The sequence below is a fragment of the Streptomyces sp. CB01635 genome, assembly GCF_002803065.1.
GTDB lineage: Bacteria > Actinomycetota > Actinomycetes > Streptomycetales > Streptomycetaceae > Streptomyces.
This window is the reverse complement of sequence record NZ_NNBL01000003.1, coordinates 215752-231725: the sequence shown is the minus strand read 5'-3', so window position 1 is coordinate 231725 and position 15974 is coordinate 215752. Positions and strand designations below refer to the sequence as shown.

The following is a 15974-nucleotide window of genomic DNA, read 5'->3' as shown; positions in this document are numbered from 1 at the left end:
CGTCCCCGCGCGACCTGTGCGCCCCGTGCGCCTGATGACGCCGAATCACGTCACAGCGGCTGAGCAGGCCAGTCGAGGAGCCGGGCGCCAATGACCGCGGTCTGCAGCGTGTAGCGGTGCACGGGGTCGGCGGGGTCGGCCCCGGTGAGTTTGTGGATGCGTTCGAGGCGATACGTGATGGCGCGCACGCTGAGCGACAAGCGGCGGGCTGCCTCGGCAGCGACACAGCCCGAGTCGAAGTAGACGGCAAGAGTCTCGATGAGCGGTCCGGCGCCCCCACGCGCCTTGCGGAGCGGACCGAGCGTCGTCGTGACCAGGTCTGCCATGGCCTGCCGGTCGCGGGTGAGGACCGGATAGACGAGGAGGTCGGCCGAGCGCAGGACGGGGACGTCGAACTCCAGCCGCTCGGCCAGCTCGAGGGCGCCCAGTGCCTCCTCGTACGACTGGACGACGCCGCCGGGACCCGGCTGGGCGCGGCCGATGGCGACACGACCGCCGTCCGTGGCCGCGTACGCCTGCTTCGCGAAGAACGCCAGCACCTCGTCCTGGTCACCCGGCGCGATGCAGATCAACCGGCCGTCCTTGGTGGTCAGAAGGATGCTCCGGTCACCGAACCGGGAGATCAGCGCCCGCTCCACATCCCGCGGCACGGCATCACCCGCGTCGTACGCGACCTCGCCCTGCGCCACCGCCACGGCGTGCGCGTACGAGAGCCGCAGCCCGAAGCGTTCCGCGCGCTGGGCGAGCAACCCCAGATCACTGCGCCCGTACAGCAGGTCGTCGATGAACTCCCGGCGAGCCGCCTCCTCTTGGCGCACGGCCATGCGCTGGGCGCGCTCGTAGCCCTCGGCGAAGGCGTCGACGGCCTGTTCCAGCGCGCCGAGCACGCTGTCCAACGTGACACCGCCACCCACGTGCGTACGAGCGAACGCCAGATGCGCGCCGACCAGGGCACGCAGTCCCAGGCCGGCCTCCGCCGCCCGCTCTCCCAGATCACGCCGCGAGGCGAGCTCGTCACGGTTCAGTCGGCGCCCGGTCGCACCGGCGTCGGCAAGCATGGCGGCGAAACCGTCGAGGTACTCCTCCGGTATGGCCTGCCCGCGCTCGGTCATACATTGTCCCCGTGTTCCTGCCGACATCCTGACGCCTTTCTAGCGCACAGTTGATGTCTGCTTGACGGTGGGGGTAAGGCCGGTTGCCGGACTCCGGAAATCCCGACCGACAGAGGTGAGGTTGCCACCTACCGTGAACACCGGTCTCACCAGCCCGACGCTCCTCGCGTGCCACCGGGGCGAGGCGGACAGCTGGCGGGAGAGGGTACGGCCGTCGGCGCGGGCCACCGCCGCGACCACGGCGCAGGCGAAGACTCCGGAACCCAGAATGATCAAGAGGGCGTCGGGCTCGTCGCCGAACCGGTCACGCTCTGCCGGAGGCTTCACGCCGGACTGCGAACACCACAGCGAGGGCGAGCGTCCCGGCGGGGCCGAGGCCCCACCGCACCACCCAGCCCCTGTACCCCCGTGAGGCAGAGGGCCGTTGCCGGAACTCGTCCACGGCAGCAAGGCGTCCCCTTTGGGCATGGGTGTCCACCCGGCGGCGGCCAGTGCCTGAAGCAGCGAAGAAGCGAAGACACCGGTGTGATTCCGGCGGAGACGGGTGCGTTCCCGGCGGCGGACTGAGCGCGCGGGGCCACTTCGAGGCGGGCGGGGCCCCGGCGGCCTCAGGGACGCCGGGGTTGCCCTGCGCCGTCAGCGCCACCCACTCTCCACTGACCGCACGACCGTCCACTTAATCGGTACACTGGTTCCCTATCGCGCACCACGAGCACCTGGGACAGGTAGGAACAGCCATGGCAGCGACACACATCGACGGACGGGTCGCCCGCGGGAATCAGACCCGTCAGCTGGTCCTCAAGCGCGCCATGCAGGTCGCATCCGTCGAAGGCCTGGAGGGCCTCTCCCTCGGCCGGCTCGCGGGCGAGCTCAAGCTCAGCAAGAGCGGCGTGTTCGCTCTGTTCGGCTCCAAGGAGGACCTCCAGCTCGCCACGGTGCGTGCGGCGATCAAGGTCTTTCTGGAGCATGTGGTCCAGCCCGCCCGTGAACTCCCGCCGGGGATCAACCGGCTGTGGCGCGTGTGCACCAGCTGGCTCACCTACTCGCGCGAGCGCGTCTTCTCCGGCGGCTGCTTCTTCTACTCGACATCGGCGGAGTACGACGCCCGCGCGGGCAAGGTGCACGACACCCTCGCCGCGGCCCGCACCGACTGGTCCACGTATCTGGAACAGACCATCGTCGAGGCGCAGCAGACAGAGGAGATCGCGGAGGACATCGATGTCCCCCAGCTCGCCTTCGAACTGGTTGCGCTCCTGGAGATGGCCAACGCCGAGTCCGTCCTGCACGACGAGTTCACCAGCTACGACAAGGCAGCCACGGCCATCCTGAACCGTCTGCGCGGCGCGGCCACCGATCCTTCACTGCTGCCCGGGACCATCGACGGCCAGTGAGCCGTACGGAGATGCGCGTGCCGGCCGGGGCGTCGCGAAACGAGACGACGCCTGCGGCCCGACCCACCCCTCCGCAGCATTCCGCACGCCTCTGACCTGCGCACCATCCCCCTACTACGTCAACATCTCCATACCGTCACCTGCCAGGTGAATCAAAGATCTGGACATCGCCGAGCGGGATCACCGGGCCTCGTCGCTCCTCGATGACAAGGGCGCCCAGGTGTACTGGACGCGCACGCCGTGGTCGTGGAGCCAGGCGGTCTCGCGGTGCCGGAGTTCGTGCGCGGACTCCGGGGCGATGGCGCTGGGCCAGCGGACGAGTACCGCGGTGACATGGCCTGTCTGTGCCAGCTGTCGCACACGCCGCCACCCTCTGCGCCGGGCCGGGTCGGGCTCACCGTACGTGTCGGTGACGACCTCGGCGATCGCCAGTCCGCGCTCCTGGGCGAACGCCTGGCCTTCCGTCTGCGCGCACTGCGTGGCTGCCCCGGGCGCGCCCCGGGCTCGGTCGGCGCATACGTACAGGACGACAGGAGGAGCGGTTTCGCTGTGGGGGGTCATGGGCGCCTTCTGTAGGGGGACCGAGGAGAAGGGGTTCCTCGCCGCGTGAAGGGGACGTAGCGGGGCCGTGCGGTGCCGACTGCGGTCTCTGCCGTCGTACGGGGGAACTGGTCTGGTGCCCAGCAGGCCGGGCCTGGCCACGCTGCATCCGGGCGGTCCCTGCCGGGGCGGGCGCCACATTCGGCGCCGGCCGGTGCCCATGGCGTCAGGAGTGAGCCGTCAACTCTGCCCAGACGACCTTGCCTTCGGCCCGCGTCGAGCGTGCGGAGCCCCAGCGGTCCGCGAGTTGCTGGACGAGGAACAGGCCTCGCCCGTTCTCCTCTTCGGGGCCGGCGTGGTGCTCGGGCGGGCGGACCGGGGTGCGGCCGTCGTCGTGGAGTTCGATGCGCAGGCAACGCTCGTCGCCGGTCAGCGTGAGGCCACACAGGACATGACCGCTGTCGGTGTGGAGTACAGCGTTCGTGGTCAGCTCGGAGACCAGCAGCACCGCGTCGCAGCATGTGTCGCCGGGCACCTTCCAGGCACGGAGCCGGTCGCGCACGGTGTCGCGGGCGGATCTCGCGCTGGTGCGCAGGGCGGGCAGACCGAACCAGTACTCCCGACGAGGCACGGTCGTGGCTAAGGCGGGGGCCGAGGCCGGAGGTGAGGACGTGGGCAGAGTCACGGATGTCGCCTTCCAGTGCCTTCCGGGGGGCAGGCGCGGTGTGGGGATGCGGGCTGCAGCTCGAGGGGTGAGAGGCGCATACCGAGACAGGCACCCTGGGGTGGGGTGCCCACGGCGGCATCAGCATCGCGTGTCCCGTCCGGGCCGGATGCTGCGTCAGAGCTGTGACTTGACCACTCACATGCCAACTATGCGCGTGATCGCTATCACGCTGCAACCGACTCTCTGATAATTTCAGCAGCGCGAGTATCACCCTGGCGTCGTCTTCAAGTCACTGTCAGAATGGTGATGTTGATGAACCATCAGGAGGTTGGGCGTGAGTGAAGCCCGTTCCAGCACCAGCGCACCGACAGTCCTGCGCATGATCCTCGGCCGTCGGCTGCAGGACATGCGGCTCGGCGCCGGTGCCTCGCTGGAGGACGCGGCAAAAGCACTGCGCGTGAAGACCCTGACGATCCGCCGGCTGGAAAAGGCCGAGGTCGCGCTGAAGCCTCTCTACGTGGAGAAGCTCCTGGAGACCTTCGGCGCGGACCGCCAGGAGATCGACGAGTTCGTCGACCTGGCCGAGCGGGCCAACGAGCCCGGCTGGTGGCACTCCTACCGTGACGCCGTCCCCAGCTGGTTCACCGCCTACGTCAGCCTGGAGACCGACGCCAAGACCCTGCGCACCTATGAACCCCAGTACGTCACCGGCCTTCTGCAGACTCCCGACTACGCCCGCGCCGTGCTGCGCGGCGGGTTGCCGAACGGCAGCGAGGAGGAGCTCGCGCGCCGCGTGGAGCTGCGGCTGCGCCGCCAGAGCCTGCTGGAGGGGGAGGACGCCCCCACGTTGTGGGTGGTCATGGAGGAAGCCGTCCTGCACCGGGCGGTGGGCAGCTCTGACGTGATGCGGGAGCAGATCGAGCGGCTCCTGGACGTGTCCGAGCTCGAGCACATCAGCATCGACATCGTCCCGTTCGCTGCTGGTGCCCATGTCGGGGCGTGCGCCCCCTTCACCTATTTCCGGTTCGAGGAACCCGAGCTGCCGGACATCGTCTACAGCGAACTCCTGTCCGCCTCCGTCTATCTGGACCAGCGCGTGGACGTCGTCGCGCATCTCGAGGCGCATTCCCGAATGGCGTTGCTGACGTCGTCGGAGGACAGCAGGGCGCTCTTGAACCGCATGCGCAAGGAGTACTCATGACGATCACCAACGAGGGCGTGTACAACGGGATGCCGGCCCACAATCTCGGGGAGCACGGCTGGGAGCGCCCGTGGAGCGGGCCGAACGGCGGTCAGTGCGTGGAGGCGAAGCAGCTCGCCGACGGCCGCGTGGCCGTACGGCAGTCGACCGACCCGGCCGGGCCGGCGCTGATCTACACGCCGGAGGAGATCGCCGCGTTCGTCCGCGGGGTCAAAGAGGGCCTGGCCGATCACTTGGCCGCCGGGTGAACCGACGGCGGGCAGCAGGAAGGACGACGACACCGGTCCCGTCCTTGGCCTGCGGGCCGACAGACACACACCTGAAAGGGAGAACATGACCACCAGGCAGGCCGGCCGGGACCTCGACACGAGCAAGGCGCACTCGGCCCGGATGTACGACTACTTCCTCGGCGGCAAGGACCACTTCGAGATCGACAAGGAGGCGGCCCTCGTGGCCGCCCAGGCCCACCCCGGCATCTACGTGACCGCCCGCGAGAACCGGGCGTTCATGCACCGGGCCACCCATGTGCTGGCGCAGGAGCACGGCATCCGCCAGTGGCTGGACATCGGCACGGGCGTCCCGACCGAGCCCAACCTGCACCAGGTCGCCCAGTCCGTCGCGCTCGATGCCCGCGTCGTGTACGCCGACAACGATCCCCTCGTCCTCAAGTACGCCGAACGCCTCATGCGCAGCACGACGCAGGGACGCACGGCCTACATCGAGGCCGATGTCACCGACCCCGATGCGTTGATGAGCGCCGTGGAAGCCTCGGAGGTCCTGGACTTCGACCAGCCCATCGCCCTCTCCCTCAACGCGCTGATGCACTTCATCACCGACCCGCACGACCCGTACGCCATCATCCGCCGGCTGCTCGACCCGCTCCCGGCCGGCAGCGCCCTCGCCATGAACCACTGCACGCCCGACTTCGACCCCGACACCTGGAACAAGGTCGCGGAGGTCTACACCAAGTCCGGATCTCCGGTGCAGTTCCGTTCGCACAACGACGTCCGCCGGTTCTTCGACGGGCTCGACCTGATCGAACCCGGCATCATCTGCTGCCACCGCTGGCGGCCCGCCGGTCCCGCCGACGGGACGGAGCCCGCGGACGCCGAGATCAGCCTGTTGGCGGGCGTGGGCATCAAACGCTGACCGGGGTCAGGCCGAAGACGACGTTCTGGAGCTCGATCGAGTCGGCCCGTGCCCAGGCCGGGTGGCTGTGGCCGACTCAGTGGACGGTGCCGGCCATCCCACCGCCGCCGGTGGCGACGCCGCCGACCAGCTTGGGCGCGCGGAAGGGGGGCTCGTCCTGTCGGCAGGTCGTTCCGGCCGGCGGGAGCGTGCCGTCGACGAGGTACCGGCTCTCGTACGCCTTCACGCAGCTGCTGGGGTTGATCAGCGCGGTGTGACCGTATCCCTCGTGGGTGAGCAGGCGGGCGTCGGCCAATTCCCCGGCCAGCGCCTGCGCGTCCGCGTAGGGAGTCGCGGGGTCGTACCTGGTGCCGACCACCAGGACCGGGTGTGCCGTCTGCCTGTTCCACGGGCCGCGGTAGCGGTCGGCCGCGACGGCCGGCCAGGAGACACACCCCGCGGTGGCCCAGGTCCAGAAGAGCCCGGCGTCGCCCGCGCGGCCGGCGGCGGCCTCTTCCATGGCGGGGTAGACGGCGGGGTCACGCGGATTGGGGCTTTCGCCGCAGAGCACCGCACCCGCCTGTTCCTCGCCGACGTACGGATTCGGATGCGGGACCATTGGCGGGGGCGGGAGCGGGGACGCCTTGGCGACGCGCCCCTGCCAGAGGTCCCGCAGCCTGCCGGCGAGGTCCGTCCAGCCCGGGTGGACAACGTAGAGGCTGCTCATCACGTCGGCGACCGTGCGGCCGTAGGTCCACTCACCCACGGGATGCGCCCGCAGCCGCCGCATCAGCTGGTCGAACCTGTCCCGGGTCGCTTTCGGGCTGCCTGCGGAGAAGGTGCAGCCCGCGGTGTCCGTGGATCCGCACAGGGTGAGGAACCGCTCCAGGACCGCTGCCGCGGCGCGGTCCAAGCCCATACGCAGGAACGTGGTCAGCCGGGGGTCCGCGTCGGAGCCGTGGTTCGTCCAGGCCTGCGGATCGATGTCGCTGTCGAGGACCATGGCGCGGACCCTGCCGGGGAACAAGTTGGCGTAGGTGGCGCCCAGGATCGTGCCGTAGGAGATTCCGAGGTAGGTGAGTTGCGCATCGCCAACCGCCTGGCGCAGCCCGTCGAGGTCGCGAGCGGTGTCGGCGGTCGACACATGACGCAGCAGCTCGGGGTCACGCCGCTCACAGCGCCGGGCCAGGTCCTCGTACGCGGCGATCACAGTCGCTCGCTGCTGTGCGCCCACCGGGACGCCGGCCGGTTTGCCCGCGTTCCACGCGGCGGCCTCCTCGGGAGTCGCAAAGCAGTTCACCGCTGTGCTGCTGCCGATCCCGCGGGGGTCCCAGCTGACGATGTCGAACCGCTCCCGCACCTCGCGCGGGAAGAAGTCGTAGTCCTGTGGCATCTGGACTGTGCCTGGCCCCCCGGGTCCGCCAGGGTTGAAGAGCAGGGTGCCGATGCGTCGACCTGGGTCGGTCGCCTTCCGTTTGATGACTGCCAGTTCGATGGTGCGACGACCTGGGTCGTTGTAGTCCAGCGGCACCTTCGCGGTCGCGCAGTCGAACGGGCTGCCTTGAACGCAGGGTCTCCAGTCCAGCTTCGGGGCCGGCACCGAAGGTGCGGGCGGGCCTCCGGCCGCGGCGAGGATCTGCCCGGTCAGAACGGTCGAGCCGGCCACCAACGCGGCGATGACCGCGGCACAAACCCGACGACCCGCTATCGGTCCAGATATGTGCATGCCTTGTCCTTCCACCGCTGAGGGCCGGACGTCCTTCCGCACTGGACGTCGGCACGCATCTGTGTCAACGGGACCGCGGCCCGGCAACGCGCGCGAGCCGACCGCGGCCACATGGCCGAACCACCGTCACCGTGCCGCCGACGACGAGGCCGGTAGCACCCGGCCGGCTCCTGGCCTTCCGCCGCCGCAGGGGCGACTCGAGTGCCTTCCCAATAGAGAAGTCAAGCCGCGGGGGCTCCCGCTGCGGGCCGTACTGAGGAGGATCGGATGTCCTCGCCAGCGAGTGCCGGACGGAAGGTCGTTACGCACACTGGTTCGCTGGAGCTGTCGAATGCGTTCGTCTGTCAGAGACACTAGGGAGCAGTACGGGAGCGGTGGTTGGTACGGGGGAGGCGTGATGGACTCGGCCGTGGCGGGCCTGCTGGCGGCGGTGGTGGGCGTGGGCGGCACGCTGGGCTCGGCGTGGTTGACCCAGCGACGCGGAGACGCCTCGCGCCGCGAGGAGTGGGAACGCCTCGAACGCACTCGCCGCACCGAACTAGCCGCCCAGCACACGGAGTCGGGCCGGGAGACGCGCAGAGCGGCGTACACGGAGTTCAACGCCGCCGCCCGCCACTACCTGGCGACCCTCAACGACCACAACCACGTACTGCGCATCGGGTACGCCCCGCAAGAGTCGCTGGCCACGGTCGAGACGGCCCGCGCGGACTACCGCCGCCAGTACGCCGAGGCCCAGATGATCGTGCCGGACATTGTGCTGACGGAGGTGAGACGAGTCGACATCGGCCTGGGCTCTGTGTACGGCATCCTGGCCCGCCTCACCCATGGCACGGCAGGCGAAGGCGACGACATCGAGAACGTGCGGGACGTGATCAAGCAGGGCTGGCGAGACCTGTCCAGGATGCGCGAGGCGATGCGTACGGATCTGGGAGTGACGGGGCCGACCCACGAGTGAGCGCAGTGCCAAAGAGCCTGTGCCGGCGGTCAGGAGACCCTTCTTGGTCAGCTACTCCTCGTCGGCGGCCTCGACGAGCTCGTTGACGATCCGGGTCGCGAGGGCGTACTTGACGCGGTAGCCGGCCATCGCGGCTTCGGTGCCGAGCGCGCTCAGCAGGTCCGACTTGCCGGTGCCGGAGCCGGTGCGCGTGCCCGCACCCGGGCGTGGGTGTGTCCCGTGGGCTTCGGCCCCGCGCCTGCTCCCGCAACCGCGGCCGGCGCCAGCTTCGCCGCTGTCCAGAACAGTGCGGTCCGCCGGTCGACCGGAGCAGGGCCCAACTCCCGCACGTCACCGGGGCACTGACGATTCTCAAGGCACCACTCAAGGCATCATTCGATGACAGTCGAGAAGACACATTTGGCCCATATGGGCCCAATCAATGCCGATAACACACATTCCTTATGGTTTCATCTCGCCATGGAGGAGATCAGATGATGACTGGAGACAAACAGGCGGCCACGTCTCGGCGACGCGTGCTGACCGCTGCCGCACTGGCACCGGTGCTGGCCGGGGCGGGGCCGGCCAGCGCTCGCGCGATGCCCGACGCGGCGCTGGTCAAGCCGTTGACCACCACCGCATCGGACTGGGCGGCCGTAGCGAAAGCACTTGGCCGCAGCGGCAACCTGCTGCGCGGGACGACGTACCACACCCCCTTCCCCCGCGACGATCTCCGCGTCGTCGTCGAGGGCAACGTCGTCATCACACCGGAGCTCGCACTGGGTGCGCACGTGGCCTTCGTCCGCTATGCCGACGGCAGCACGATGTGCATGGGCGATGTGGCGGTCACCGAGAGGGAACTGCAGCGGGTGATCGACGCCTGGCAGGCGAACGGAATCGCGCAGACCGCGCTCCACAAGCATCTGCCCACGCATCGCCCCGACATCTGGTGGGTCCACGTCCACGGACACGGCCATGACGAACTGGCCCTGGCGCACGGCCTGCGCGCGGGATTCGATCGCACCGGCATCCCGCCGGCAACACCGTCCGTCCCGCCGAGCCCCGTCGACCTGGACATGGCCGCAATCGACGCTGCGCTGGGCGCCAAGGGTTCCAGCGACGGCGTGGTCTACAAGGCCGTCTTCGCCCGCCGCGAGACGATCTGCGACGGCCATCTGGTACTGCCCTCCGGCCTGGGCGCGACCAGCGCGTTCATTTTCCAGCCGCTGGGAAACGGCAGGGCAGCGCTCAGCGGCGACTGCGTCATGCTCGCCGAGGAGGTGCAGAACGTACTGGGAGCCTTGCGGCGGGGCAGGATCAAGCTCGTCGAGCTGCACAACCACCATTTGACGGAGAGCCCCCGCCTGTTCTTCACCCATTTCTGGGCCGTGGGCGACGCCGTCGAGCTCGCCAAAGCGCTGCGCCCCGCAGTGGATGCCACCAACGTGGTGCCGACCAGCGGAGTATGACGAGCAGACGGCCGATTGCTGCCCCACACACACGGCACCCCCGCAGGCCGGCTCTCGCGATCCAGGACCGGGGAGTGGGTCTTGCACCAGGAGCACAGGACGCGCCCCCTCGCCGAGCGTCAACACGACGTCAGCCAGGGGGCGGCAGCACGTCGTAAGGGTTCCGACGTGCCAGGTCGCGCCCTGGAGAGTCGGCTGAAAGGCGCGTTCCCGGCGAGTCCCCACACGAACTCCGCCTCGTGCCGCTGCAACGTCTCTACGCCGCGCACCCGGGCCACCAGCTCGCGGAACCGGGCCACGTAGTAGTCGTTGGCGGCCGCGTTGTGGAACACCGGCCACCAATTGGATGCGCGACGAAGACCGACGCCTTCCACCTGGCCGGTTGTTGGCGCGGAACGTGTACGGGCACGCCGGGTTACCCTTGTGCGGGGTACCTGACCTGTATTGATCCTTTCGTGACAGTGCGGGCGCCGCCTGTATGCGGTACTCCACGCCGGCCGCTCCCGCCTGAGCCACGGCACCAGGAAGCAGCCAGAGTAGGGCCCCATTCATGCAGCGCGAAAACTTCACAGACCGACCCGGCCTCGGGCATCTGCCAGACGAAGAGGTGGGGCTCGCGGTGCTCCTACGGGCGTGGCGGGCGCGAGCGGGCCGCAAGCTCGGCCTTGGCAAACCGCTTCCGCAGGTGGAGGTCGCCGCCGCGGTCGGCATGAGCGAACGCTGGTACCGGGACCTCGAACGCGGTGCGACGCCCCGCCTGGACGCCCGGACCCTGACCGCGCTGGCGGGCGCGCTGCGGCTGTGCGCGGACGAGCGGGCCACCCTGTTCCTCTTCGCTGCCGGCGGGGAGCCCTTCCCCGCCGTCTCGCCTGCCGACGGCGTCGATCTGGCACCGCTGCGGCGCCTGCTCGACCTGCAGCCCACGCAGCCCGCCTATCTCACCGACAACGCGTGGAACGTGCTCGCCCACAACGAGGCCATGGCCGAGTGGTTCCCGTGGGTGCAGGTCCCCGGCGCGAACCTGATCCGCTGGGGGCTGACCGACCCCGAGGCCCGGCAGCAGCTGGCCGACTGGCCGCGGCACGGGCGGGCCTATCTCGCGATGCTGCGCTACGCCATGGCGCAGTACCCGGGGCACCCCGAGCTCGCGGAGATCCTGCTGACGGCACTCGCCGACCCCGAGTGCCGGCGGATCTGGGACGACGGTCCGGTCATCATCGCCAACCGGGACGGCCACACGTTCCGTCTGAGCATCCCCCGCTTCGCTCCGCACGCCGTCGATGTCGTCACCCAGGTACTGCATCCCGTCGGCCATCCCGGACTTCGGCTCACCTTCCTCAGCCTGCTGCCGGGGTCCGACGTAGAAACCGGCGCCGACCGCCTGGACGGCTGAGCTCTCACTCTGGCCTATACCGGCGGCGCGTTCAACAGGTGCCGACCGGCAAAGATTTTCCGGTGCGGATACCGGCAATTTTCTGCCGGTCCGTTTTCTGCCGCCCGAGTGCAACCGGCAGAACATTGCCGGTCGAATCCGTTGACTTTCGCTACGCCTAGTTGCGAATCTCAGTGACGACCGGGCCCATGGGGACCCCTCCCGCTTGCGGAGTACATGGCGGTGGACGGTGGTGTGACACCCGTCCGCCCCGCTCTGGTTTGATTCCAGGCTCGGACTCGACTGAGGAATACTTCGGGAGCTATTTTGCATGCCTTCATGAACATCAAGAAGACGATAGGGATAAGCAACGACTTCTGGAACGTCACCGCCGACTCCGGGATGGCGGGAATTGTCGCCGAAAACGTCGGCGCCGGGCGCTATGCCGCGCGGGCCGACAGCCACGAGTTCCTGAACATGTCGTCGTACTCGTATCTCGGTCTGGACTCCCATCCGGCGCTGATCCGCGCGGCGGCCGACGCCGTCACCCAGAACGCCTCGCTGAACACCTCGGTCTCCCGGATGCGTGTGCACTTCGGGATTCTCAAGGACGCCGAGGACGCGCTCTCGGACCTGTTCCGGGTCGAGGCGGTCACCCTCGCCTCCTGCGCCGCGGCCGCCTGGTCCGCGCTGCCCCTGGTGGCGTCCGGCGCCTTCACCGACGGCGTACCGCCGCTCATGGTGTTCGACAAGCACGCGCACTTCTGTCTGAACGCGATGAAGCCGAGCGTCGCCGACGAGGCCGAGGTCAGGACCATCGCACACAACGACCTCGACGCCCTGGAAGAGCTCTGCCGCACCCACCCGAACGTCGCCTATGTGGCCGACGGGGTGTACAGCACGGGCGGGCAGGCGCCGGTTCGTGAACTCTTGGCGCTGCAGGAGAAGTACGGGCTCTTCCTGTTCTTCGACGAGGCGCACGGGGTGTCGACCTGCGGCGACCAGGGTCGCGGTGTCGTCCTCGACGCCATGGGTGAGATCAACGACCGTACGCTGATCATCACTTCCCTGAACAAGGGCTTCGGCGCGTCCGGCGGCGCGATCTTCCTCGGGCCGCAGGGCTCCCGGCACCGCCGTGATCTCGCCCTGCGCTACGGCGGTCCGCTGACCTGGTCGCAGCGGATCAACACGGCCGGGCTCGGGGCGATCGTCGCCTCCGCGACACTGCACCGTTCGCCCGAGCTCAAAGAACTCCAGCACCGGCTGCAGGAGAACATCGACTGCTTCGACGCGCTGGTGCCGACCGCAAACCGCGGCGACGGACTGCCCATTCGGTTCATCGACATCGGCTCGGAGGAGAAGACCGTCCGTATCGGTCGGGCCCTCCTTTCCGCGGGCTATTACACCTCTGCCCTCTTCTTCCCCGTCATCGCCCGCGGAAAGGCGGGACTGCGCATCATGCTCCGCGCGGACATGACGCGTACCGACATTGAGAACTTCGGCCGTCTGGTCAATGAACTGCGGAGCCAGAATGACTGAGCAGCAAACTTCTCCGGCCGACGAAAAGCAACAGGCCGGCAGAACATTGACAGTAGATGAAGAGGAGATGGCCAGGGGAAAGCAGGCCACGCTTCATCACGTGAACCGGCGCATCATGGCGCTCTCCTGCCTCCTGGTCTTCATGGCCCAGATGGCGACCACCATCTACCTGCCCTCGCTGCCCATCGTGGCGCACGACTTCGGAATGTCCCGCAGTTATGCGGCGCTTTCCATCTCGGCGTTCGTGATCGGCGCCGCGGCTCCGGTGGTCCTGTGGGGCGTGGCGGCGGACCGGTACGGGCGGCGAGGCCCGCTGCTGACGTCGCTGGCGCTGTTCGTGCTCACCAGCGCGGCGATCGCGCTGATCCGGTCCCCCGAGGGGCTGTTGGTGCTGCGTGCGCTGCAGGGCATCGGCGCCGGAGGCAGCGCGATCATCGCCCGCATCCTGGTGCGTGACCGCTGGAGCGGCGACGAGCTGGCCCGACGCCTCTCGGTGCTGTCGATCGCGTTCATCACGGCGATGGGCGGCGGCCAGTTCCTCGGCGGCCTGATCGGCAGGTACGCGCACTGGGAGGCCGGCTTCGTCGTCCTCGCCACGGTCGGCGCGATCGCGGCGGCCCTGACCTTCACCGTGCCGTTCGAGTCGGGCCGTACCGTGCAGCGGCCGTCGGAGGTGCTGCGCATCTGCCTCACCATCAGCAGGCAGCCCGGATTCCTGCTGCCGGCCCTGGCCGGCGGCGCGGGGTTCGCCACGATCGTGCTGCTGCAGGAGGTCAGCCCGTTCGTCTTCCAGGAGCACTTCGGGCTCGCCACCGACCAGTACGGAAGCCTCGGACTGCTGCTCGGCGCGGCCTACTTCGCCGGCGCGATGACCGTCAACCGGCTGGTGGCCAGGGCCGGTTCGAGCCGCCTGATGACCGCGGGATCGATCGTGATGACCGCGTCCGGCGTGCTGATGATCGCGCTGTGGTCGGTGCCCGGTCTGCCGGACACCGGCGTTCTGGTGGCCTTCGTCGCGCTGTACTGCGTGACGACGTTCGGGCAGTCCGTGCTGTTCCCCAACAGCATGGCCACCGCCGTCACCAGCCAGCAGGGCCACGGCGCCTACGCCGTCTCGCTGTGCGGCTTCCTTCAGCAGTCCATGGCGGGCGTGGCCGCGGCGGGCGCCGCGCTGCTGCACGCCGACCTCGCCTGGGCCACGGTCGCCGCCGCACTGGGGGCCGCGGCCTGGCTCCTGACCCGGATCGCCGTCCCCACGGCAGTCGTCAAGGAAGGGAAGTGACATGGCGGTTCTGCGTTCCCACATCAGCCCTTCCAGCGAGGTGTTCCGCCGCAACAGTGCGGCCTACGGAGCGCTGCGCGAGCAGATCGCGGCGGCCCGCGCCGCCGCGACGGCCGGCGGCGGCGCCGCGGCGCAGGCCCGGCACGCCGCGCGCGGCAAGCTCACCGCCCGGGAGCGGGTGACCCGGCTGCTCGACCCGGGAACCCCGTTCCTGGAGATCGGCCAGCTCGCCGCGCACGAGGTGTACGAGCAGGCCGTGCCGTCGGCGGGCATCATCACCGGCGTCGGCATGGTGGAGGGCCGGCCCACGGTCGTGTTCGCCAACGACGCGACCGTGAAGGGCGGTACGTACTACCCGCTGACGGTCCGCAAGCACCTGCGGGCCCAGCAGGTCGCCCGCGAGAACGGGCTGGCCTGCATCTACCTGGTCGACTCCGGAGGCGTCTTCCTGCCGATGCAGGAGGACATCTTCCCGGACGAGAACCACTTCGGAAAGATCTTCCGCAACATCGCGGAGATGTCCGCGATGGGCCTGCCGCAGATCGCGGCCGTGATGGGCTCGTGCACCGCCGGCGGCGCGTACATCCCGGCGATGTGCGACGAGACCGTGATCGTACGGGGCAACGGGTCGATCTTCCTGGGCGGTCCGCAACTGGTGCGGGCGGCGACCGGCGTGATCGTCGACGCCGAGACCCTCGGCGGGGCCGACCTGCACACCGCGACCAGCGGCGTCGCCGACCACCTCGCCCTCGACGACGAGCACGCCCTCACCCTGGTCCGGGAGATCGCCGCCCGAAGCGGCACCGGCACCCCGGCCGCACCGCCCGAGATACCGGCGGAGCCGCTGTACGACCCCGCCGAACTGCCGGGCATCGTCAGCGCCAACCCGCGCGAGCCGATCCCGGCCCGGGAGATCCTCGCCCGGCTTCTGGACGGCAGCGAATTCACCGAGTACCGCGCCCGGTTCGGGACGACGATCGTGTGCGGCACCGGCCGGATCGGCGGCTACCCGGTGGGCGTCCTGATCAACGACGGCGTGCTCTTCTCCGAGAGCGCCCAGAAGGCCGCGAACTTCATCGAACTGTGCTCGCAGCGCGGGATCCCGCTGCTCTTCCTGCACAACATCAACGGGTTCATGGTCGGTGCCGAGTACGAGGCGGGCGGCATCGCCAAGCACGGTGCCAAGATGGTGAACGCCGCGTCCTGCGCCGCCGTCCCGAAGTTCAGCATGCTGATCGGCGGCAGCTACGGCGCGGGCAACCTCGCCATGTGCGGCCGCTCGATCGGCCCGCAGCTGATGGCCATGTGGCCCAACGCCAAGACGTCCGTGGTCGGCGGAGAGCAGGCCGCGACCGTTCTGGCGCTGATCAAGAACGAGCAACTGGCCAAGGAAGGCCGCTCGTTGACCCCGGAAGAGGAAGAGGCTTTCAAGAAGCCGATCCGGGACAACTACGACCGCGAGGGCCAGCCCCTCTATGTCGCCGCGCGCCTGTGGGTGGACGCCGTGGTCGACCCCGCCGACACCCGTGAATGGCTGACGCTGAGCCTCGCTCTGGCCGCGGCAGCACCGCAACGAGAGACGCGCTTCGGCGTGTTCAGGATGTGATGGTCCG

14 protein-coding genes and 1 pseudogene are annotated in these 15974 nt (G+C 69.3%); 10 read left to right on the top strand and 5 right to left on the bottom strand.

Translation table 11 applies throughout. The annotated features are described in order from the left end of the window. Positions 1-50 precede the first annotated feature (50 nt). Entirely contained in the window at positions 51-1112 is a 1062-nt protein-coding gene (locus tag CG723_RS09265) for a PucR family transcriptional regulator (RefSeq protein ID WP_100592799.1), read from the bottom strand. Between the two features lie 737 nt (positions 1113-1849). Between CG723_RS09265 and CG723_RS09260 the strand changes: the two genes are divergently transcribed. Then, complete coding sequence (locus CG723_RS09260) at positions 1850-2503, top strand: TetR/AcrR family transcriptional regulator (protein ID WP_100592798.1); 654 nt, start codon at positions 1850-1852, stop codon at positions 2501-2503. Between the two features lie 180 nt (positions 2504-2683). Here CG723_RS09260 and CG723_RS09255 read toward each other — a convergent pair whose 3' ends face one another. Together CG723_RS09255 and CG723_RS09250 are read right to left on the bottom strand one after the other, a co-directional pair. Then, positions 2684-3064, bottom strand: a complete 381-nt coding sequence (locus tag CG723_RS09255; protein WP_100592797.1) for a hypothetical protein — start codon at positions 3062-3064, stop codon at positions 2684-2686. A 205-nt stretch (positions 3065-3269) separates the two neighbouring features. Then, positions 3270-3674: an ATP-binding protein gene (locus tag CG723_RS09250; protein ID WP_234374223.1), complete on the bottom strand. Its 405-nt coding sequence runs from the start codon at positions 3672-3674 to the stop codon at positions 3270-3272. 370 nt (positions 3675-4044) lie between these two features. Here CG723_RS09250 and CG723_RS09245 point away from each other — a divergent pair, with 370 nt between their 5' ends. From CG723_RS09245 to CG723_RS09235, 3 genes are all read left to right on the top strand, one after another. Beyond that, positions 4045-4911 carry a helix-turn-helix domain-containing protein gene (locus tag CG723_RS09245; protein WP_100592796.1) on the top strand — a complete coding sequence of 289 codons (867 nt, stop codon included), beginning with the start codon at positions 4045-4047 and terminating at the stop codon, positions 4909-4911. Next, positions 4908-5159, top strand: a complete 252-nt coding sequence (locus CG723_RS09240) for a DUF397 domain-containing protein (RefSeq protein ID WP_100592795.1) — start codon at positions 4908-4910, stop codon at positions 5157-5159. Before CG723_RS09245 ends, CG723_RS09240 begins: the two co-directional genes overlap by 4 nt. An 85-nt stretch (positions 5160-5244) precedes the next feature. Further along, positions 5245-6060 (top strand): SAM-dependent methyltransferase, encoded by an 816-nt coding sequence (locus CG723_RS09235; RefSeq protein ID WP_100592794.1) that lies wholly within the window; start codon positions 5245-5247, stop codon positions 6058-6060. A gap of 76 nt (positions 6061-6136) precedes the next feature. Here the strand turns inward: CG723_RS09235 and CG723_RS09230 are convergent, their stop codons facing one another. Continuing rightward, entirely contained in the window at positions 6137-7765 is a 1629-nt protein-coding gene (locus tag CG723_RS09230; RefSeq protein WP_100592793.1) for an alpha/beta hydrolase, read from the bottom strand. Between the two features lie 397 nt (positions 7766-8162). Between CG723_RS09230 and CG723_RS09225 the strand changes: the two genes are divergently transcribed. Continuing rightward, complete coding sequence (locus tag CG723_RS09225; RefSeq protein ID WP_100592792.1) at positions 8163-8720, top strand: hypothetical protein; 558 nt, start codon at positions 8163-8165, stop codon at positions 8718-8720. A gap of 54 nt (positions 8721-8774) precedes the next feature. On the opposite strand, the pseudogene CG723_RS09220 reads toward CG723_RS09225, so the two are convergent. Beyond that, positions 8775-8900, bottom strand: a pseudogene (locus tag CG723_RS09220) (IS21-like element helper ATPase IstB); the annotation flags it as partial. A 335-nt stretch (positions 8901-9235) separates the two neighbouring features. On the opposite strand from CG723_RS09220, the gene CG723_RS09215 reads away from it, so the two are divergent. The 5 genes from CG723_RS09215 to CG723_RS09195 all read left to right on the top strand — a co-directional run bounded on the left by CG723_RS09215 (position 9236) and on the right by CG723_RS09195 (position 15967). Continuing rightward, positions 9236-10168, top strand: a complete 933-nt coding sequence (locus CG723_RS09215; RefSeq protein WP_234374222.1) for a DUF1259 domain-containing protein — start codon at positions 9236-9238, stop codon at positions 10166-10168. A 550-nt stretch (positions 10169-10718) separates the two neighbouring features. Then, positions 10719-11561: a helix-turn-helix transcriptional regulator gene (locus tag CG723_RS09210; protein ID WP_100592790.1), complete on the top strand. Its 843-nt coding sequence runs from the start codon at positions 10719-10721 to the stop codon at positions 11559-11561. A 318-nt stretch (positions 11562-11879) separates the two neighbouring features. After that, complete coding sequence (locus CG723_RS09205) at positions 11880-13079, top strand: 8-amino-7-oxononanoate synthase family protein (protein ID WP_234374221.1); 1200 nt, start codon at positions 11880-11882, stop codon at positions 13077-13079. Between the two features lie 100 nt (positions 13080-13179). Further along, entirely contained in the window at positions 13180-14361 is a 1182-nt protein-coding gene (locus tag CG723_RS09200; protein ID WP_199841706.1) for an MFS transporter, read from the top strand. A 1-nt stretch (position 14362) separates the two neighbouring features. After that, on the top strand, positions 14363-15967 hold the full coding sequence (locus tag CG723_RS09195) for a carboxyl transferase domain-containing protein (RefSeq protein ID WP_100592788.1): 1605 nt from the start codon (positions 14363-14365) through the stop codon (positions 15965-15967). Positions 15968-15974 lie beyond the last annotated feature (7 nt).